The organism is Rhodococcus sp. BE178 (genome assembly GCF_050433545.1).
Taxonomy (GTDB): Bacteria; Actinomycetota; Actinomycetes; order Mycobacteriales; family Mycobacteriaceae; genus Prescottella.
The window spans coordinates 119286-138287 of record NZ_JBNPXA010000015.1 but is presented as its reverse complement, the minus strand read 5'-3'; the positions used below and the strand labels follow the sequence as shown (position 1 = coordinate 138287).

Genomic DNA, 19002 nt, shown 5'->3' with positions numbered 1-19002 from the left:
CCCGTTGCCCATCGCATCGACACAGTCGCCATCCACTCGCCCTCTACTCGACCCCGAACTGCAACAGGTCGCGGCTCTGCCCGCCTGTATAAACCATGACCTCGACACCGGGGTGCCGGGACGTGATGTAGCCGGCGACCCGCTCCCCCAGCTCGTCGGTGGCCTTTGCGCCCAACAGAATGGTCACCAGTTCGCCGCCGGCACCCAGGACGAGATCCACGAGACGACATCCCGCCGCCGCGACGTCCCGCTCGATCACCACCACCTCGTGACCGACCAGCCCCAGCCCGTCGCCCGGCTCGCAGGTTCCGACGTAGGTGAGCGCGCGTTCGTCGGCGATCCGCAGCGAGCCCCACCTCGTGGCCGCAGCGGCCTCCGACATCGCGAATGCGTCGTCGACCGCGATCCGATCGGCGTCGTGGACCGCGATCGCCGCCAGCGCCTGGACCGTCGACGAGCTCGGCAGGAACACGACCTCCCGGTCGTCCGCACGCGCCTGGGCGCCGACCGCGACCAGGTCCTGGGCGGCGAGTGCGCCGTTGGGCAGCACCATCACCTCACCGTGACCGGTGGCGCGGATCGCGGCGAGCAGTTGCGCCCGCGTGATCGTGCCGTCGGACCGCAGCACGTGCGCACCCTCCTGCGCGAACAGTTCCGCCGCACCCTCACCCTCGACGACCGACAGCACGGCGCGCGGAGCCGCCCCCAGCTCACGCGGTCGTTCGGTGCGGGTGGCGTCGAGCACGAAACACGTGATCCGGACACCGCGCAGGCGGCCGGCGTCCAGCCCCGCCTCGACCGCGGCACCGGCGTCGCTGCAGTGCACGTGCACCGACCAGGTGGCCGAACCGTCGCTGCCGTCACTGACGATGACCACCGAGTCGCCCAGTTCGCACAGCCGCGCGCGCAGTCGCGCGATGTGGTCCGCGTCCGTCTCCGCGACCAGGTACATCACCTCGTAGTCCTGGCCCGACACGGCATGCGCGACGTGGTCGACGACGCAGGTGTTCTCGCCGTCTCGCTCGTCCGCGCCCGGAGTCCGGAACGGGGCACGCTCCGGGGCCTGCCCGGTGACGACCTCGACCAGGGCATCGAGGATGACGACCAGCCCGCGGCCGCCCGCATCGACCACACCGGCCGCACCGAGGACGTCCAACTGCGTCGGCGTGCGCATCAACGCTTCGGCGGCCGCGTCCGCGGCAAGCGTCGCGATCTCGGACAGCCGCGCGTCCGCGTGCCCCTGCTCGGCCGCGTCGGCGGCCGCCGCCAGAACGGTCACGATCGTGCCCTCCATCGGAACACTCACGGCCTCGAGCGCGAGGGCCGCGGCATGCCGCAACGCCGAGCGCAGTGTCCGGGCATCGATCAGATCGGTGTCCGCGGCCTCGGCCACCCCGCGCAGAACCTGGGAGAGGATCGCCCCCGAGTTTCCGCGGGCACCGGTCACCGCGCCGCGCGCGAGCGCCTTCGCGACGCCGGACGCGCTCGCCGCGGCACTGCCCAGAGAAGACAGTGCGTCGACCGCCGACCGCATGGTCGCCAACAGATTGGTTCCGGTGTCGGCGTCCGGCACGGGGAAGACATTGAGGTCGTTGATCTCGTCGCAGTGCTTCTCGATACCGGCGGCACAGGCGCGGGCCCATCGGTGCAGCGCCGTGCCGTCCACCGTCTCCAGGACCTCGAGCAATCGCCTGTCCTCTCCCTGCACCGGTTCCACACGCTGACGGGACGCGCTCCCTATAGAAGAGGTGGCCCCGGCAGCCAAGCCTAGCGGTGGGTCCGACATACCCGTGGTGGCCCGAGCGCGGCGACCGTGTACGTTCGTTCGCGTCCTTCGTTCTTGGGCCCGACGGTGTGTGTTTTCTCCGTGGGTCCGATGATTTGGCCAATCCGTGCAGATGCGGTTACCCTTGCAGGGTTGCCTCGCACGAGTGGTTCTACTTCGCGTGTTCGTAGGCAAGCACAAGACAATGTTTCACTATCACAAGGAGTTCGCGACTATGGCTGCCGTCTGCGACGTATGCGCCAAGGGGCCCGGCTTCGGTAAGTCGGTCTCGCACTCGCACCGGCGTACCAACCGTCGCTGGAACCCGAACATCCAGACCGTTCGCGCTCAGGTTGCCCCCGGCAACACCCAGAAGCTGAACGTCTGCACCTCCTGCCTCAAGGCAGGCAAGGTCGTCCGCGGCTGATTCGGCCACCAGGACAGTCTTCGACTGAACCCCCGACACCCTCGGTGTCGGGGGTTCAGTCGTCTTCGGGGCAGATCAGGCAGGTCGGGTACGGATCCGTCGCGGTAGGTGGGACCGAACTTCCGGTCGGTTCGGGTCCGGCGGCTACTGTGCTCACGTGACTGCAACTGACGCACCGAGCAATGTCCGCATCGAGGACGGTGTCCTGCGGGTGGCCGTGGCCACCTCCGCGAACGGAACCTCTCTCGACATCGACGGAATCACCGAAGCCACCACCGCCCTGCGCGAGGCCGGCAGCGAGATCGGCGCCGTGCTACTCGCCGGCGACGGCGCGAACTTCTGCGCCGGCGGCAACGTACGGGCATTCGCGTCGGCGGAGAAGCGTGGCGAGTTCGTCGGCGAGGTGGCGGCCGCGTTCCACGAGTTCGTCCGCGCGCTCGACGCGACGACCGTTCCGATCGTCGCGGCCGTCCACGGGTGGGCGGCCGGCGCCGGCATGAGCATCGTGTGCCTGTCCGACATCGCGATCGGTGGAACGTCGACCAAGCTGCGTCCGGCGTACCCGTCCATCGGGTTCACCCCGGACGGCGGCATGTCGTGGACGCTCCCCCGGGTCGTCGGCGCGTCCCGGGCCCGCGAGATCCTCCTCACCGACGCGGTGCTGAACGGCGAGGAAGCCGTGCGTCTCGGAATTCTCAGCCGCCTCGTCGAGGACGATCAGGTGTACGACGAGGCGCTGCGCGTGGCGCGCACCCTCGCCGCCGGACCGACCGCTGCATACTCGGGCATCAAGACACTGTTCACGAGCAGCCGCACCAACACGCTGTCCGAGCAGCTCGACGCCGAGACCGCGTCGATCTCCGCGGCCGCCGACGGCCCGACCGGACGCGAGGGCGTCGACGCGTTCGTCGAGAAGCGCCGCCCGGACTTCTCGTCCGTTCGCAACGCGTAGTTGCGATCTGCGGATCCCGGTCGCCCGTCAGGCCTCCACGGTCACGGCGACCGGGGTCCGGTCCGCACGAAGGTGCACCTTCGGCCAGTAGCCATCCATGAAGGCCTGCTCGAACAATCCCTCGTCGTCGGAGAGATCGATCCCGAAATCGCCCGAGTGGTAGACGGTGACGGCCTCCACGCCGAACCCGGCGACGAACCGCGCACGATCTTCGTCGGTGTCGCCTTCGTCACGCCCCCACTCCCACAGGTAGCCGACGGCCGCATCGTGAACCGCCGTCAGATCCGCCAGGATGTCACGCACCACCGGTAGCAACTCTTCGATCCGCGCGCGGCTCACGCCGTCGAACAGCACCCCGACGGGCCGACCGCCGAACCTGCCGGCCTCCGGGATCTCCGCCGTGTAGCCCATGACCGACGGCACTCGCACGACGATCTCACCCAACACCGGATCGCTCAGCGGCACGTCCGAACCCGACACCTCGATATCGGCGGCCGGAAGGTTCGGAGCATCGAGGAAGGCCCGCTCGTCCTGCTCCTCGTAGTGCGGATTTTCCTGGGCCGGCACGAGGTACGGGACGATGGACAACTGCCCGGGCGACGCGGCAAGGATCCGGCCGTCGTCGGAGTGCAGGTGCACTCGGTTCGCCTCGTGGGCGACCGTCGCGACCCGGAACCGGCGGGGAACCGGGCGCGACCGCCTGCCGATCTCGAGGACCTGACCGTCTTCTGTGTCCAGCACGCGGACGGATTCGACAGGTGTGGTCATGATCGGCACCCTGACGACGAACCGGTCCTCACGGCAGCCGCCAATCCACCGGGTCCGCACCGAGATCCGCGAGCAGTTCGTTGGCGCGACTGAACGGGCGCGACCCGAAGAATCCGCGCCGCGCCGACAGCGGCGACGGGTGCGCCGACTCGATGGTCGGGACGTCGCCGAGCATCGGCTTCAGCGTCGACGCATCGCGCCCCCACAGGATCGCCACCATTGGCGCCTGCCGTTCCACCAGTGCCCGGATTGCCTGTTCGGTCACCGTCTCCCAGCCCTTGCGACGGTGCGAGCCGGCGTCACCGGGCGCGACGGTGAGCACCCTGTTGAGTAACAGCACGCCGTGCTCGGTCCACGGCGTGAGGTCGCCGTTGGACGGGGTCGGGTAGCCGAGGTCCTCGGTGTACTCGGCGAAGATGTTGTTCAGGCTCCGCGGCACCGGCCGGACATCCGGCGCCACCGAGAAGCTCAGTCCCACAGCATGACCCGGAGTCGGGTACGGATCCTGACCCACGATCAGCACCCGCACGTCCTCGAACGGGTTCGTGAAAGCTCGCAGGACGTTCTCCCCGCTGGGAAGGTAGCTACGACCGTCCGCGATCTCCGCGCGCAGGAACTCCCCCATCTCGGCGATGCGACCCTCGACGGGCGCGAGGGCCTTCGCCCATCCGGGATCGACCAGATCGGCCAGCGCCTTGGCCGCCATCAGTCGAGCCTGCGCAGCGCGTCACGGTAAAACGCGGCATTGGCCTGGTACAGCTTGACGTTGAGGTCGAGGTGTCCCTCGGGAACCTCGTACCCCTCGCGGACCTTCGCCGGCACGCCCAGCGCCATGCTGCGCGGCGGCACCTCGAACTTGAACGGGACCACCGCTCCCGCACCGATGACCGAACCCGCGCCGACGACGGATCCATTGAGGACGACCGATCCGGACGCGATGAGGCAGTTGTCGCCGATCGTCGCACCCTCGATGTGCGCATTGTGTCCGACGACGCACCCGGCACCGATGATCGTGGCGTCGATCGACGTGCAGTGGACGATCGTGCCGTCCTGGATGTTGGTGCCCGCGCCGACACTGATGGTGCCGTAGTCGCCGCGCAGGACTGCCTGCGGCCAGATCGAGGCGCCCGACCCCAGCGTGACGGCGCCGATCACGACGGCGTCGGGATGGACGTATGCGTCCGGCGCGATGTCCGGCTCGCGATCACCGAGTGCGTAGATAGCCATGCCTGCAACCTATCCCGCGTCGAAGCTCTGCCAGCCGCCGGACACCGTCCACGGGTGTCCGTCGACGAGCACCGCGGGACCGTCCTCATCGCCGGCGACCTCGCCGATCACCGTCCACCCGTCGGGCGGGGCCGTCCCGGCGGGGAACGTCGCGGCGAGGGCGTGGTCCTCGCCGCCGGTCAGGACCCAGTCCCACGGATCGACCCCCACCCGCTGCGCCGCGGCGACCAGCATCCGATCGAGCTCGATCCGGTTCCGGTCGATCCGGATCCGGACTCCGGACGCCTCCGCGATGTGACCCAGATCCGCGACGAGTCCGTCGGAGATGTCGGTCATGGCCGACGCGCCACCGCGGGCGGCCTCGATGCCGGCGCGGTACGGCGGCGTCGGCACCCGGTGTGCGGCGACGAGCGCAGCAGACACCTCGTCGGTGTCCTCCCCCGGACGCGCGAGATCGGCGAGCAGCAGCGCGAGCCCCGCGGCCGACCGCCCGAGCGTGCCCGCAACCGCGACGACATCGCCCGGAACGGCTCCCGACCGGAGAACGGGCGCGCGCCCCTCGAGGTCCCCGAGCACCGTGATCGACACCACGACGTGGTCGGACTGCACCAGGTCGCCGCCCACCACTCCGGCACCCAGCGCCTCGGCCGCGAGCCCGATTCCTTCCGAGATCCCTGCAGCCACCGACACCGGGGTGTCGGAGGGGCAGCCCAGCGACACCAGAAAGGCCGTCGACCGGGCACCCATCGCGGCGATGTCCGCGCCGTTCTGCGCCACCGCTTTTCGACCCACCTCCTCGGGAGTGGACCAATCGAGGCGAAAGTGCCGGCCCTCGACCAGCATGTCCGCCGACACCGCGACCCTGCCGTCGGCCGCGCGCACCACCGCGGCGTCGTCCCCCGGCCCGAGGAGCGTGGTCGCCGGCTGCCGGCGGCCCTCGACCGCCCGTCCGATCACCGCGAACTCGCCGATGTCGGCGACCGTGCGATCGGCGTCGTCGCGCCTGGGTCCTGCGGTGTCGATGATCGGCCTCCCAGCGTCGGTCCCGGTGGTGGATGGGTCCAGCCGTGCCGGGTCACGGGTTCGAGTCCCGCGACTGCGGTACCTTTTAATTTGCGGCCGGTATCCCGGCACGGAATGCCGGAGGCGGCGTTCCGGGGTCCCGGATCTCTCGAGACTCTACCGAGATGCCGGCGCACGACGACGGGAAGGGACGGACCCGCGGTGCAGGCTTTCGTACTGATTCAGACCGAGGTCGGCAAAGCCGCTGCAGTCGCGGCCACGCTCTCGCGCATCCCGGGCGTCGACTCCGCCGAGGACGTGGTCGGACCCTACGACGTGATCGCCCGCGTGGGCGCACACGGCGAGAACGGACTGTCCGACGTCGTCGACGACATGAAGAAGGTTCAGGGCATCACCCGAATCCTGACCTGCCAGATCGCGGCACCGACCGCACCGACCGAGAACTGAGATGTCCGAACCCGAACACACCCCATCCGAGCAGACCGAACAGCACCGTGCGGAGCCGCAGGAGAAGGAGAAGCGCAGCCCCGCACTGATCGCGACAGCCATCGCGCTTCCCGTCGCCCTCGTCGTCGGCGTGATCGCCGCAGCTGCCATCGCCGGCCGCACACCGGTGACCGAGCCCGTCGGCCTCGGCCCCGTCCAGGCGCCCGCCGCGCAGTCGGCCGAGTGCAACGCATTGATGGAGAACCTGCCCGAGGACATGGGCGACTACACCCGTGCCGAGCTGCGCGATCCCGCACCCGAGGCCACCGCGGCGTGGCAGCCGTCCGAGGGCGAGCCCGTCGTGCTGCGGTGCGGTCTCGAGCGCCCGCCGGAGTTCCACCAGGCGTCCGTGCTCAACGTCGTCGACGGCGTGCAGTGGTTCGAGATCTCGGGCGCCGCGCAGGGCATCGACGCGAGCACGTGGTACGCCGTGGACCGCGGCGTCTACGTCGCGCTCACGGTTCCGAACGGATCCGGCCCGACGCCGCTGCAGGACGCCTCCGCCGCGATCTCCGCGTCGATGCCGCAGAAGCCGCTCGACCCCGCCCCGGTTCCCAACCCCTAGAAGTACTCTGCCAGGGCGAGTTCGGCTCGAGCTGAGCTCGGGCCGAACTCGCGTGTCGGTCGGGCGCCGGCCTCAGCGCAGTCCCGTCCCGCGGGCGAGTGCGGTGTCGACGAGGGTGGAGACCAGCGTCGCGTACTCGACGCCCGCGGCGTCCCACATCCGCGGGAACATCGAGATCGACGTGAAGCCGGGCATCGTGTTGATCTCGTTGATGACCGGCCCGTCGGCGGTGACGAAGAAGTCGACACGCGCCAGGCCCTGGCAATCGAGGGCGCGGAACGCGCGGACGGCGAGTTCTCGGATCTCCGCGCTCACGTCGTCGTCGAGCTTGGCCGGGACGTCGAACTCACAGATGTCGTCGAGGTACTTGGTGTCGAAGTCGTAGAACGCGGACTCGTCGCCGTCCGTGTCGGGCATACGGATCTCGGCCACGACGCTCGCACGCACGTCGCCGTTCGGGAACTCGAGGACACCGCACTCGACCTCGCGGCCGACGACACCGGATTCGACGATCACCTTGGGATCGTGCGAGCGCGCGTGCTCCACGGCGGCGTCCAGCTGCGACCAGTCGGCGACACGGGTGATCCCGATCGACGAGCCGCCCCGCGCCGGCTTGACGAACACGGGCAGACCGAGCCGCTCCTTCTGTTCCTCGGTGAGCGTCGGGGTGCCCGGGCGCAGCACCACCTGGAAGCCGACCGGCAGACCCTCGGCCGCGAGCAGCTTCTTGGTGAACTCCTTGTCCATGCCCGCCGCGCTGGCCAAGACGCCGGGGCCCACGTAGGGAATGCCAGCGAGCTCGAGCAGCCCCTGGATCGTGCCGTCCTCGCCGTACGCGCCGTGCAGGACGGGGAACACGACGTCGACAGAGGCGAGCGCCTGGCCGGCCTGCGTCTCGTCGAGGCTCACCAGCGCGCCCGCACGAGTGGGGTCCGCGGTCAGTGCCAGGGCGGTACCCTCCGCGTCGACCGTCGGCATCGACCGGTCCCGGATCGCGAGGTCCGCGGGATCCGTGGAGCCCAGGACCCAGGCGCCGTCCGTGGTTATGCCGATCGGTACCACTTCGTACCGGTCCGGGTCGAGGTTCCTCAGGACGCTGCCGGCGGAGACACAGGACACCGAATGCTCGTTACTGCGGCCACCGAAGACGACGGCGACCCTGGTACGCGGATTGTTCACGCCCCAAACCGTACCGTCGAGGGCGGCATCACATCGAACCGACCGAGTATGCCGATTGCGGTCGCCCGAGAGCTATTCGGGTTTGATGCGGCGACCGAGCAGGAGACCGACCGCGTCGTGCACGGACATCCCCTCGTGGCACACCCGGTGGACGGCGTCCGTCAGCGGCATCTCGACGCCGTGCGCGGCCGCCAGCGCACGCACCGAGGTGCAGGACTTGACGCCCTCGGCGATCTGCCCGTTGGTCGCGGCCTGCGCGCTCTCGAGGGAGCCGCCGAGCCCCAGGCGCTCACCGAACGAGCGGTTGCGCGACAGCGGCGATGCACACGTCGCGACCAGGTCGCCCACCCCGGCGAGTCCGGCCAGCGTCGCCGCGTTCGCGCCGAGCGCGACACCGAGACGGATGATCTCGGCGAGCCCCCGCGTGATGAGCGTCGCGATCGTGTTCTCGCCCAATCCGATTCCCGATGCCATCCCGCACGCCAGGGCGATGACGTTCTTGCACGCGCCGCCGATCTCGCAACCGATCACATCGGTGTTCGTATAGGGCCTGAAATACCCTGTAGCACAAGCCTTCTGAACTGCGAGTGCGCGAGCCTCGTCGGAACACGCGACAACCGTGGCGGCAGGCTGACCCAACGCGATCTCCCGCGCCAGATTGGGCCCCGACAGGACAGCGACGCGGGACGGATTCACCTGGGCGACCTGCGAGATGACCTCGCTCATCCGCAGCAGCGTCACGCTCTCGATGCCCTTCGCGAGGCTGAGCAGCGTGGCGTCCGAACCGATCGCCCCGGCCCAACCCTGCAGGTTGTCCCGCAGCGACTGCGACGGCACCGCCAGCACCACGATGTCGGCGCCGTCGAGAGCCGCCTCGTGATCGGCGGTCGCGGACAACGTCGACGGAAGGACGATCCCGGGCAGATAGTCGGGATTCTCGTGCCGGGACACGATCGCGTCGGCCACCTCGGGCCGCCTCGCCCACAGGGTCACGTCCGTGCCCGCGTCCGCGAGCACCTTCGCGAACGCCGTCCCCCACGACCCCGCCCCGAGTACCGCTGCTCTGCTCACGCCGTCCCCTCCGATCTGCGCTCACCGCTCGTGCCGTTCACTGCCCACACCGTTCCGCCACCGACCCTGCCCACGCCGCACACTGCTTTGGAACACGATATCTCCCCGGCTCCCCAGCTCGCCGGTCGCGAGCCACCCTCGACACGACTGGCAAGATTGCGTCCCATGAAGGCGGAGCACCGATCGCAGCGGCCGGTGCACACCCATGTCCTGATCGCGGTCAAGGAATTACGGCTCGCGAAGTCGCGGCTCGCCGAATCCCTGTCGGCCGCCGACCGCACCGACCTCGTCGTCGCCATGCTGCACGACACGTTGGCGACCCTCGTCGGCGCGGGCGTCGGCCCTGGACCCGACAACTCGTTCTCGGGAATCACGGTCGTGACGCCCGATCCGATGGTGGCGACGATCGCGGATCAGTACGGCGTGAGCCACCTCCCCGACCCTGTCCGGGCGGTCCCCGGGGAGTCGAGTCTCAATGCCGCGCTGGCCGCGGCGGAGTCCTCCGTGCAGACCGATCCCGACCGGACGGATCTGGTGGCGCTGCAAGCGGATCTGCCCGCGCTGCGCGCCGACGAGTTACTCGAAGCGCTCGCTGCCGCCCGGAAGGTGGGGCGCGCGATCGTCGTCGACCACACCGGCACCGGCACGGCAGCCCTCTTCGCGTGCGGGCCGGGCAACGCGCTGGATCCACGTTTCGGCACCGATTCCGCGGCCCGCCACATCGCCTCCGGCGCGTACGCACTCGACGGTGACTGGCCGGGATTGCGCCAGGACGTGGACACGGTCGCGGATCTCGCGGCGGCCGCGCGACTGGGGCTCGGGCCCGCTACACGCGCAGCGCTCGAGCACATGAGGTGTACGCCCGGTGTCCGGCGGCTCTGAATACTGTGAACTGCGCGTGATCGATTGTCGCGCCTGCAATTCTCGAGGGATGATCGGAGAGTGAGCAACGGGAGAGCACTCGAACGACGCACAGACTCCGATCGGGCGACCGAGGACGGCTCCGGCGCGGACCGCGGGGTTCCGGCCGGCGGCCCGGACAGCGGCCACCGGCCGAGCATCCCGACCGCGCCGCCGGCCGCGACGCCGGACGGCACAGAGGACGTCGGACTGCCCGTGGCTCGCTACCTCAATCGCGAGCTGAGCTGGCTCGACTTCAACTCTCGCGTGCTCGCGCTCGCCGAGGACACGTCGCTGCCGCTGCTCGAGCGCGCGAAGTTCCTCGCGATCTTCGCGTCCAATCTCGACGAGTTCTACATGGTCCGCGTCGCGGGCCTCAAGCGGCGGGACGAGACCGGCCTGTCCGTACGGTCCGCGGACGGACTCTCACCGCGCGAACAGTTGGCACTGATCGGAACCCGGACGCAGGAGATCTCGTCCAAGCACGCTCAGGTCTTCCTCGACTCGGTGCGTCCGGCGCTCGCCGAAGAGGGAATCTCGATCATCGGCTGGCCCGAACTCGACGCCGAGGAACGCGGACGGCTCTCGGATCATTTCCACGAGCAAGTCTTCCCGGTCCTCACCCCGCTGGCCGTCGATCCCGCGCACCCGTTCCCCTATATCAGCGGCCTGAGCCTGAATCTCGCGGTGACGGTGAAGGACGCCGCCACCGGTGGCGAACACTTCGCCCGTGTGAAGGTGCCCGACAACGTCGACCGCTTCGTACGCGTCAAGCGCACCAGCGACGCACCCGGTGCGATCGCGGCGTTCCTGCCCACCGAGGACCTCATCGCAGCGCACCTCGACGTGTTGTTCCCCGGCATGGAAGTGGTGGAGCACCACGCCTTCCGGGTCACGCGCAACGCGGATTTCGAGGTGGAGGAAGATCGCGACGAGGACCTCCTCCAGGCACTCGAACGCGAACTCGCACGCCGCAGGTTCGGCTCCCCCGTCCGACTCGAAGTCGCCGACGACATGACCGAGCACATGCTCGAACTGCTGTTGCGCGAGCTCGATGTCGACCCCGGAGATGTGATCCAAGTTCCTGGGCTACTTGATCTTTCGTCGCTGTGGCAGGTGTACGGCGTGGATCGCCCCAACCTCAAGGACGCCCCGTTCGTCCCGGCGACCCACCCCGCTTTCGGTGAGCGAGAGACACCGAAGAGCGTGTTCTCGACGCTGCGCGACGGCGACGTCCTGGTGCAGCACCCCTACGATTCGTTCTCGACCAGCGTCCAGCGGTTCATCGAGCAGGCCGCCGCCGACCCGCAGGTTCTCGCGATCAAACAGACGCTCTATCGCACCTCGGGTGACTCGCCGATCGTCAACGCGCTCGTCGCCGCGGCGGAGGCCGGCAAGCAGGTCGTCGCTCTCGTCGAGATCAAGGCCCGCTTCGACGAGCAGGCCAACATCAAGTGGGCACGCAAGCTCGAACAGGCCGGCGTCCATGTCGTGTACGGACTGGTCGGTCTCAAGACGCACTGCAAGACCTGCCTCGTGGTCCGCCGTGAAGGTTCGACGATCCGCCGGTACTGCCACATCGGCACGGGCAACTACAACCCCAAGACCGCGCGCCTGTACGAGGACGTGGGCCTGTTGACCGCCGCACCCGAGATCGGCGCCGACCTGACGGACCTGTTCAACTCGCTCACCGGCTACTCCCGAAAGTCGCAATACCGCAACCTCCTGGTCGCCCCGTACGGCGTCCGCTCCGGAATCATCGAGCGCATCGAAGCCGAGATCGAGCACAAGAACGCCGGACGGGAGTGCGGGGTCCGGCTCAAGGCCAACGCCCTGGTCGACGAACAGGTGATCGATGCGCTCTACCGCGCGTCCCAGGCCGGTGTTCCGGTACGCGTCGTCGTCCGCGGTATCTGCGCCCTCAAGCCGGGAGTTCCCGGGCTGAGCGAGAACATCGAGGTTCGCTCCATCCTCGGACGTTTCCTCGAACATTCCCGGATCATGCACTTCCGGGGCGCCAACGAATTCTGGATCGGCAGTGCCGACATGATGCACCGCAACCTCGATCGTCGCGTCGAGGTGATGGCACAGGTCAAGGACCCTCGACTCGCCCGACAGCTCGACGAGATCTTCGATTCCGCACTGGATCCCACCACCCGGTGCTGGGTTCTGCAGTCCGACGGAAGCTGGCTGGCAGCGCCTGCCCGCGGCGAGAAGGTCCGCGAACACCAGGAGGAGATGATGCGCCGTCGGCGGTCCTTCAGCTCCTGAGCAGGATCCACCACAGCCTCCGTGTGCCGCAAGAGCCGTGGCCGAAGGAAGGAACGAAGCCCTTGAGTCGCGAGAAGCCGAGTCCCGAGAAGCCCAACCCTGACAGACCGGTCAAGGCGAATATCTTCGCGGCGGGCGCAGTTTTGTGGCGTAAGTCTCCGACGAATCCGTATGAGATCGAAATCGCTCTCATACACCGGCCCAAATATGACGACTGGTCATTTCCCAAGGGCAAGCTCGACCCCGGCGAAACGTCGATTGTGGCAGCAGTTCGTGAGATCGGCGAAGAAACTGGCATAACAGCGCAATTGGGGCGACATCTATCACGTGTGACATATCCGATACCCGGTCATCGCAAGCTCAAGAGAGTCGAGTACTGGGCGGCGGAGGCCGCATCCGGCGAGTTCACCGCGAACGACGAGGTCGACGAACTTCGTTGGCTGCCACCCGATCGCGTTCCCGACCAGCTGTCCTACCCGATGGATCGGACGATCCTGAGGCGATTCATGCAGGTCCCGCCCGATACCACCACCGTCCTCCTGGTCCGGCACGCCAAGGCCGGCAGCAGCAAGAAGTACACCGGGGACGACACTGTCCGTCCACTCGATGCGAAGGGGCTGGTCCAGGCGGAAGCTCTTGTCCCTCAACTGCAAGCCTTCGGGGCCACCGAGATCTCCTCGGCCGACCGCACCCGGTGTACACAGACCATGGAGCCCCTCGCCGAAGCGCTCGGGACACCTATCCGCATCGAGCCGCTCCTCTCCGAGGAGGGCTACGCAGCCGATCCGGCGGGCGCGCGTGCCCGGGCCCGGAAGATCGCGGCGCTGGGGGGCGTCCAGGTGATCTGCAGCCAGGGCGGCGTCATCCCCGACCTCATGGAGTGGTGGGCGGAGCGGGACGGCATCCAGCTGCCGCCGGCTCGAAACCGTAAGGCGAGCACCTGGGTGTTGTCGCTGTCCGGCGGGCGTCTCGTGGCGGCCGATCACATCGACAGCCCCCTGCCGGTCATCCGTACGACCGACTGACGCGAACCCCGATCTGGTACAACCGAAAACACAACACGGCGGCCACGGGAAGATCCCGTGGCCGCCGTGTCAGTTACGGAGAATTCCGTGGGCGCCGAGGCGCCGGCGGTGTCACTTACGCGCAGTGCGCTTGGCCGGAGCCTTCTTGGCCGCAGTCTTCTTCGCCACGGTCTTCTTGGCGACGGTCTTGGCCGGAGCCTTGGCCGCCGTCTTCTTCGCGACAGTCTTCTTGGCGACGGTCTTGGCCGGAGCCTTGGCCGCCGTCTTCTTCGCGACAGTCTTCTTGGCGACGGTCTTGGCCGGAGCCTTGGCCGCAGTCTTCTTCGCGACAGTCTTCTTGGCGACGGTCTTGGCCGGAGCCTTGGCCGCCGTCTTCTTCGCCACGGTCTTGGCCGGAGCCTTGGCCGCAGTCTTCTTCGCCACGGTCTTGGCCGGAGCCTTGGCCGCAGTCTTCTTCGCCACGGTCTTCTTGGCTGCGGTCTTCTTGGCCGCAGTCTTCTTGGCCGCCTTCTTCACCGGCTCAGCAGCGCCACGCTTGACGGCCGGACCCGAAGCCGGAAGCTTCTGGCCACCGGCGATGAGCGCCTTGAACTGTGCACCCGGACGGAAAGCCGGAACCGAGGTCGGCTTGACCTTGACCGTCTCACCGGTGCGCGGGTTGCGTGCGACGCGGGCCGCACGGCGACGCTGCTCGAAAACGCCGAATCCGGTGATGGTGACGCTCTCACCGGAGTGCACGGCGCGCACGATGGTGTCGACGACATGCTCGACGGCCTCGGTGGCGGTACGCCTGTCCGAACCCAGTTTCTCGGTCAGAACATCGATGAGCTCTGCCTTGTTCATGGAAATTCCTCCGCAAACTAATGGTCCACCGTCGGACCGACTACGAACTACGGTAAACCCGAAATCGGCAAGAGTCTATGTGCCACGCCAATTCTCATCAAGCGCGGCCCCCCCATCTGTGGTAGATGAGGGGGCCGAACCAGTTATCAGATTGGGTCAATTGTCGTTCGCGACACGGGCCGGAAGCGTCTCAGGTTTCCAAGAAGGCCTTGACTTTTCGAACTCGGAAATCGCGTCTACCTGGCGCAATGTCAGCCCGATGTCGTCCAGGCCCTCCAGCAGACGCCACCGCGTGTAGTCATCAATCTCGAACGGCACCACCGTCGTTCCAGCGGTCACGGTCTTCTTCTCGAGGTCGACGACCAACTCGAGACCGGGCTGCTCGTCGAGCAGCTTCCACAGCAACTCGACGTCGCTCTGATCGACCTGCGCGGCCAACAGACCGGCCTTGCCGGCGTTCCCGCGGAAGATGTCCGCGAACCGCGACGCGATGACGACGCGGAAACCGTAGTCCGACAACGCCCACACAGCGTGCTCGCGTGACGAACCCGTGCCGAAGTCCGGTCCGGCGACCAGGACACTGCCCTTGTCGTACGGCGCGGTGTTGAGAATGAAGTCCGGATCGGTGCGCCAGGCCGCGAAGAGCCCATCCTCGAATCCGCTGCGGGTCACACGCTTCAGGTACACCGCGGGGATGATCTGATCGGTGTCCACGTTGGACCGGCGCAGCGGAACACCGATTCCCTTATGGGTGGTAAAGGCTTCCATCGTTTTTCTCCTAGTTCCCTTGCGCCCTATGCCAGATCTGCCGGTGCCGCCAGCGTGCCCCGCACGGCCGTGGCTGCGGCGACGGCCGGAGAGACGAGGTGCGTACGCCCGCCCTTGCCTTGGCGGCCTTCGAAATTGCGGTTGGACGTCGACGCGGAACGCTCACCGGGGGCGAGCTGATCCGGATTCATACCCAGGCACATCGAACATCCGGCCTGACGCCACTCGGCTCCCGCAGTGGTGAAGATCTCGCCCAAGCCTTCCTCTTCGGCCTGTGCGCGAACGCGCATCGAACCCGGGACGATCAGCATCCGGACGCCTTCGGCGACCCGACGGCCATTCAGGACATCCGCAACGGCACGCAGATCCTCGATGCGCCCGTTGGTGCACGAGCCGACGAAGACGGTGTCCACGGACACATCCCGCAGCGGCGTTCCGGCCTCCAAGCCCATGTACGCCAGCGCCTTCTCGGCCGCGTTCCGCGCGCTCTCGTCGGCGATCTCGGCCGGATTCGGGACCGAATCTCCCAGCGGAGCGCCCTGTCCGGGGTTGGTGCCCCACGTGACGAACGGGGTCAACGAGGCCGCGTCGATGTGCACCTCGGCGTCGAAGACGGCGTCGTCGTCGGTCTTCAACTGTTCCCAGGCCGCTACTGCGGCATCCCAGTCGGCACCCTGCGGCGCGTGCGGGCGACCGTTGATGTATTCGTAGGTGATCTCGTCCGGCGCGATCATTCCGGCGCGAGCGCCGGCCTCGATCGACATGTTGCAGATCGTCATCCGGGCATCCATCGACAGCTTGCGGATTGCCTCGCCGCGGTATTCGAGGACATACCCCTGTCCCCCACCGGTACCGATCTTCGCGATCACCGCGAGGATGAGGTCCTTGCTCGTGACACCGGACGGCAACTCACCGTCGACCGTGATCGCCATCGTCTTGAACGGCCGCAGCGAGAGCGTCTGCGTCGCCATGACGTGTTCGACCTCACTGGTACCGATTCCCATTGCGAGAGCACCGAAAGCGCCGTGCGTCGAGGTGTGGCTGTCACCACACACGACGGTCGTACCGGGCTGGGTCAGGCCGAGCTGCGGGCCCACCACGTGCACGATGCCCTGGTCGAGATCGCCCATCGGGTGCAGGCGGACGCCGAACTCCTCACAGTTCTTCCGGAGAGTGTCGACCTGTGTGCGGGAGACCAGGTCCGCGATGGGCTTGTCGATGTCGATCGTCGGGACGTTGTGGTCCTCGGTGGCGATCGTCAGATCCGGCCGACGCAGCTTGCGGCCCGCGAGCCGGAGCCCGTCGAATGCCTGCGGGCTGGTGACCTCGTGAACGAGATGCAGGTCGATGTAGATGAGGTCCGGCTGCCGCGCCGCACCCTCACCTTCGCCGCGCACGACTACGTGCTCGTCCCACACCTTCTCGGCCAGAGTGCGTCCTCTGTTCGCCATCTTCTCCACCTCTGTATCCGGATGTCGCGCCGCCGGGCTTCAGGGCCGGCCCGTGTCGCGTGATGTGCCGAACCGTCGCTCGCGAAATCGGCTATGATCCCAATATGCGAGAACGGAGTATCGACCTATGAGACAGCATAGCGGCATCGGAGTGCTCGACAAAGCAATGGGCGTCCTGCATGCAGTGGCCGAACAACCTTGCAGCCTCACCGAACTGTGCAACCGCACAGGACTCCCCCGCGCTACCGCCCACCGTCTCGCCGTCGGGCTCGAAGTGCATCGGCTCCTCACTCGCGACGCGGACGGGCTGTGGTGCACGGGCCCCGGTCTGGGCGAACTCGCTGCGAGCGCCAGCGACACCCTCGTCGATGCCGCCACGCTCGTCCTGCCACGGCTGCGCGAGATCACGGGCGAGAGCGTGCAGTTGTATCGACGCGAAGGCACGCACCGGGTGTGCGTCGCCTCGATGGAACCGCCCACCGGCCTGCGCGACACAGTCCTCGTGGGCGCGCGCCTGCCGATGACGGCCGGCTCGGGCGCCAAGGTCCTTCTCGCATGGGCGGACCCCCAGACGCAGCGGGCGATCCTGCCCGACGCCTCGTTCGGTGAACGCGTCCTCGTCGAGGTGCGCCGCCGCGGTTGGGCGCAGAGCGCGGCAGAACGAGAGCCGGGTGTCGCGAGCGTCGCCGCACCCGTCCGGGATGCCGCAGGCAACGTCGTCGCCGCAATCTCGGTGTCCGGGCCGATCGACCGGATGGGTCGCCGCCCGGGCGCACGCTGGGCCGCCGATCTCCTGGCGGCGGCGGACGCCTTGCACAAGCGCCTCTGAATTCCACGACGCACCCCACTCGGCGGTCCGTGTAGTGATTCGTGGCACAGTTCTCGCCAGAACGAATTCCAGCCGAGTGGAGGAACTGCAGTGGGAACCAACCAGCGCGGTCAGATCACGATGACGGATGCCGAGATCACCGAGTTCGTCGAGCGGAGCCGGGTGTCGACCATGGCAACGGTCGGACCGAACGGCATGCCGCATCTCGTGGCCATGTGGTACGCGGTGATCGACGGTGAATTGTGGTTCGAGACCAAGGCCAAGTCCCAGAAGGCCGTCAATCTTCGCCGCGACGGCCGGCTCACCATGATGATCGAGGACGGCGACACGTACGACACCCTGCGCGGAGTCTCGATCGAGGGTCGCGGCGAGATCGTCGACGATCCGGAGGCGCTGTTCAAGGTCGGCATCAGCATCTGGGAGCGCTACACCGGCCCCTACTCCGAGGACGTCAAGCCGGCCGTCGAGATGATGCTGCACAAGCGCGTCGCGGTCCGAGTGGTCCCGGAGCGGGTCCGGTCGTGGGATCACCGCAAGCTCGGCCTGCCCGCGATGCCCGTCGGCGGATCCACCGCCGCGTATCTGTAATCGCAGGGGAAAACCACGCGACGTCTCCCCCTCCTCGGCGGTAGATTCCGACAGACGAGTCACCACCGAGGCAGGGAGGAGGACGACGTGAGCGAGCCCCGCAACGACGAGATCAAGCGCAAGTTCCGCGAAGCACTCGATCGCAAGAATCATCAGCAGTCGAGTTCCGCAGCGCATCTGGACGGACAGTCGAAGGTCCACGACGCGCACGGCAGCGCCGAGCACAAGCGCGAGTTCCGCCGGAAGAGCGGCTAGGAACTCTGGACAACCCCCGAGAGCCCCAGAGAGCCCCAGAACTCCCAGCGAACGAAAAAGACCCTCCGATCAATGATCGGAGGGTCTTGCTTTGTAGCCCCGACGGGATTCGAACCCGCGCTACCGCCTTGAGAGGGCGGCGTCCTAGGCCGCTAGACGACGGGGCCAGGAACTTCGTTCTTTACATGCTGTGCACCAGGATAAATGCTCTCACCGAAAGAGAACTCCCTGATCCAGGATCGGAGGGTGCTTCCCTTGGTAGCCCCGACGGGATTCGAACCCGCGCTACCGCCTTGAGAGGGCGGCGTCCTAGGCCGCTAGACGACGGGGCCAGAACATTTTCAAGGTGTGCCGCCGCATGCGTGCGACACGATGGAACGCTTCCAATTTCGATCCGACCCTTTCGGATCCGATCTGCGATGGAAGCTCGGCCAGCTGAACTAACCGGAGTTCGGAGTGAAATTCACTCGAACTCTCCGCTGGGGTACCAGGACTCGAACCTAGAATGGCGGTACCAGAAACCGCTGTGTTGCCAATTACACCATACCCCAATGCTCTTCCGGGCTTCCCTGACCTTGCGGCCGGGGGCTTGCCTTTCGAACGAGGAGA

20 protein-coding genes and 3 tRNA genes are annotated in these 19002 nt (G+C 67.7%); 10 read left to right on the top strand and 13 right to left on the bottom strand.

Annotated features, from left to right (window positions below):
• Window positions 1-43: 43 nt before the first annotated feature.
• Window positions 44-1687 carry a DAK2 domain-containing protein gene (locus tag J2X34_RS22985; protein WP_258557956.1) on the bottom strand — a complete coding sequence of 548 codons (1644 nt, stop codon included), beginning with the start codon at window positions 1685-1687 and terminating at the stop codon, window positions 44-46.
• A gap of 313 nt (window positions 1688-2000) precedes the next feature.
• Between J2X34_RS22985 and rpmB the strand changes: the two genes are divergently transcribed.
• The gene (gene rpmB, locus J2X34_RS22980) at window positions 2001-2192 is read left to right on the top strand and encodes a 50S ribosomal protein L28 (protein WP_031940602.1); all 192 of its coding nucleotides are present in this window, start codon (window positions 2001-2003) and stop codon (window positions 2190-2192) included.
• 157 nt (window positions 2193-2349) lie between these two features.
• Window positions 2350-3144, top strand: coding sequence for an enoyl-CoA hydratase/isomerase family protein (locus tag J2X34_RS22975; protein ID WP_114722491.1), 795 nt, complete (start codon window positions 2350-2352; stop codon window positions 3142-3144).
• 27 nt (window positions 3145-3171) lie between these two features.
• On the opposite strand, the gene J2X34_RS22970 is transcribed toward J2X34_RS22975, so the two are convergent.
• Genes J2X34_RS22970 through J2X34_RS22955 form a run of 4 tightly spaced genes read right to left on the bottom strand, consistent with a single transcriptional unit; the run spans window position 3172 to window position 6162 of the window.
• Window positions 3172-3912, bottom strand: coding sequence for a hypothetical protein (locus J2X34_RS22970; protein ID WP_147283536.1), 741 nt, complete (start codon window positions 3910-3912; stop codon window positions 3172-3174).
• A 28-nt stretch (window positions 3913-3940) separates the two neighbouring features.
• Complete coding sequence (locus J2X34_RS22965) at window positions 3941-4618, bottom strand: uracil-DNA glycosylase (RefSeq protein ID WP_429519880.1); 678 nt, start codon at window positions 4616-4618, stop codon at window positions 3941-3943.
• A complete protein-coding gene (locus tag J2X34_RS22960; protein WP_114722494.1) occupies window positions 4618-5139 on the bottom strand; it encodes a gamma carbonic anhydrase family protein in 522 nt (173 codons plus the stop codon). The genes J2X34_RS22965 and J2X34_RS22960 overlap by 1 nt, the downstream gene beginning before the upstream one ends.
• Before the next feature lie 9 nt (window positions 5140-5148).
• Window positions 5149-6162: a thiamine-phosphate kinase gene (locus J2X34_RS22955; RefSeq protein ID WP_114722600.1), complete on the bottom strand. Its 1014-nt coding sequence runs from the start codon at window positions 6160-6162 to the stop codon at window positions 5149-5151.
• Window positions 6163-6363: 201 nt separating this feature from the next.
• On the opposite strand from J2X34_RS22955, the gene J2X34_RS22950 reads away from it, so the two are divergent.
• Both J2X34_RS22950 and J2X34_RS22945 read left to right on the top strand, forming a co-directional pair.
• Window positions 6364-6609, top strand: a complete 246-nt coding sequence (locus J2X34_RS22950; protein WP_114722495.1) for an Lrp/AsnC ligand binding domain-containing protein — start codon at window positions 6364-6366, stop codon at window positions 6607-6609.
• A gap of 1 nt (window position 6610) precedes the next feature.
• Window positions 6611-7213, top strand: coding sequence for a DUF3515 domain-containing protein (locus tag J2X34_RS22945; RefSeq protein ID WP_114722496.1), 603 nt, complete (start codon window positions 6611-6613; stop codon window positions 7211-7213).
• A 72-nt stretch (window positions 7214-7285) separates the two neighbouring features.
• Here J2X34_RS22945 and J2X34_RS22940 read toward each other — a convergent pair whose 3' ends face one another.
• Together J2X34_RS22940 and J2X34_RS22935 are read right to left on the bottom strand one after the other, a co-directional pair.
• Entirely contained in the window at window positions 7286-8392 is a 1107-nt protein-coding gene (locus J2X34_RS22940) for a D-alanine--D-alanine ligase family protein (RefSeq protein WP_429519879.1), read from the bottom strand.
• 72 nt (window positions 8393-8464) lie between these two features.
• Complete coding sequence (locus tag J2X34_RS22935) at window positions 8465-9463, bottom strand: NAD(P)H-dependent glycerol-3-phosphate dehydrogenase (protein ID WP_429519878.1); 999 nt, start codon at window positions 9461-9463, stop codon at window positions 8465-8467.
• 165 nt (window positions 9464-9628) lie between these two features.
• Here J2X34_RS22935 and cofC point away from each other — a divergent pair, with 165 nt between their 5' ends.
• From cofC to J2X34_RS22920, 3 genes are all read left to right on the top strand, one after another.
• On the top strand, window positions 9629-10345 hold the full coding sequence (gene cofC / locus J2X34_RS22930) for a 2-phospho-L-lactate guanylyltransferase (protein ID WP_114722499.1): 717 nt from the start codon (window positions 9629-9631) through the stop codon (window positions 10343-10345).
• Between the two features lie 60 nt (window positions 10346-10405).
• On the top strand, window positions 10406-12634 hold the full coding sequence (locus tag J2X34_RS22925; protein WP_429519877.1) for an RNA degradosome polyphosphate kinase: 2229 nt from the start codon (window positions 10406-10408) through the stop codon (window positions 12632-12634).
• A gap of 62 nt (window positions 12635-12696) precedes the next feature.
• Complete coding sequence (locus tag J2X34_RS22920) at window positions 12697-13659, top strand: bifunctional NUDIX hydrolase/histidine phosphatase family protein (RefSeq protein ID WP_429519876.1); 963 nt, start codon at window positions 12697-12699, stop codon at window positions 13657-13659.
• Window positions 13660-13770: 111 nt separating this feature from the next.
• On the opposite strand, the gene J2X34_RS22915 is transcribed toward J2X34_RS22920, so the two are convergent.
• The 3 genes from J2X34_RS22915 to leuC form a co-directional block, all read right to left on the bottom strand.
• Entirely contained in the window at window positions 13771-14502 is a 732-nt protein-coding gene (locus J2X34_RS22915; protein WP_174911636.1) for an HU family DNA-binding protein, read from the bottom strand.
• A gap of 156 nt (window positions 14503-14658) precedes the next feature.
• Window positions 14659-15270, bottom strand: coding sequence for a 3-isopropylmalate dehydratase small subunit (gene leuD, locus J2X34_RS22910; RefSeq protein WP_114722503.1), 612 nt, complete (start codon window positions 15268-15270; stop codon window positions 14659-14661).
• 26 nt (window positions 15271-15296) lie between these two features.
• Entirely contained in the window at window positions 15297-16730 is a 1434-nt protein-coding gene (gene leuC / locus J2X34_RS22905; RefSeq protein ID WP_429519875.1) for a 3-isopropylmalate dehydratase large subunit, read from the bottom strand.
• A 118-nt stretch (window positions 16731-16848) separates the two neighbouring features.
• On the opposite strand from leuC, the gene J2X34_RS22900 reads away from it, so the two are divergent.
• The 3 genes from J2X34_RS22900 (at window position 16849) to J2X34_RS22890 (ending at window position 18393) form a co-directional block, all read left to right on the top strand.
• On the top strand, window positions 16849-17550 hold the full coding sequence (locus J2X34_RS22900; RefSeq protein ID WP_114722505.1) for an IclR family transcriptional regulator: 702 nt from the start codon (window positions 16849-16851) through the stop codon (window positions 17548-17550).
• 90 nt (window positions 17551-17640) lie between these two features.
• Window positions 17641-18138: a pyridoxamine 5'-phosphate oxidase family protein gene (locus J2X34_RS22895; protein ID WP_114722506.1), complete on the top strand. Its 498-nt coding sequence runs from the start codon at window positions 17641-17643 to the stop codon at window positions 18136-18138.
• 87 nt (window positions 18139-18225) lie between these two features.
• Entirely contained in the window at window positions 18226-18393 is a 168-nt protein-coding gene (locus J2X34_RS22890; RefSeq protein ID WP_429519874.1) for a DUF5302 domain-containing protein, read from the top strand.
• A gap of 94 nt (window positions 18394-18487) precedes the next feature.
• On the opposite strand, the gene J2X34_RS22885 is transcribed toward J2X34_RS22890, so the two are convergent.
• From J2X34_RS22885 to J2X34_RS22875, 3 genes are all read right to left on the bottom strand, one after another.
• A tRNA-Glu gene (locus tag J2X34_RS22885) sits at window positions 18488-18560 on the bottom strand.
• Between the two features lie 89 nt (window positions 18561-18649).
• Window positions 18650-18725, bottom strand: a tRNA-Glu gene (locus J2X34_RS22880).
• 147 nt (window positions 18726-18872) lie between these two features.
• Window positions 18873-18944, bottom strand: a tRNA-Gln gene (locus J2X34_RS22875).
• Window positions 18945-19002: the final 58 nt, after the last annotated feature.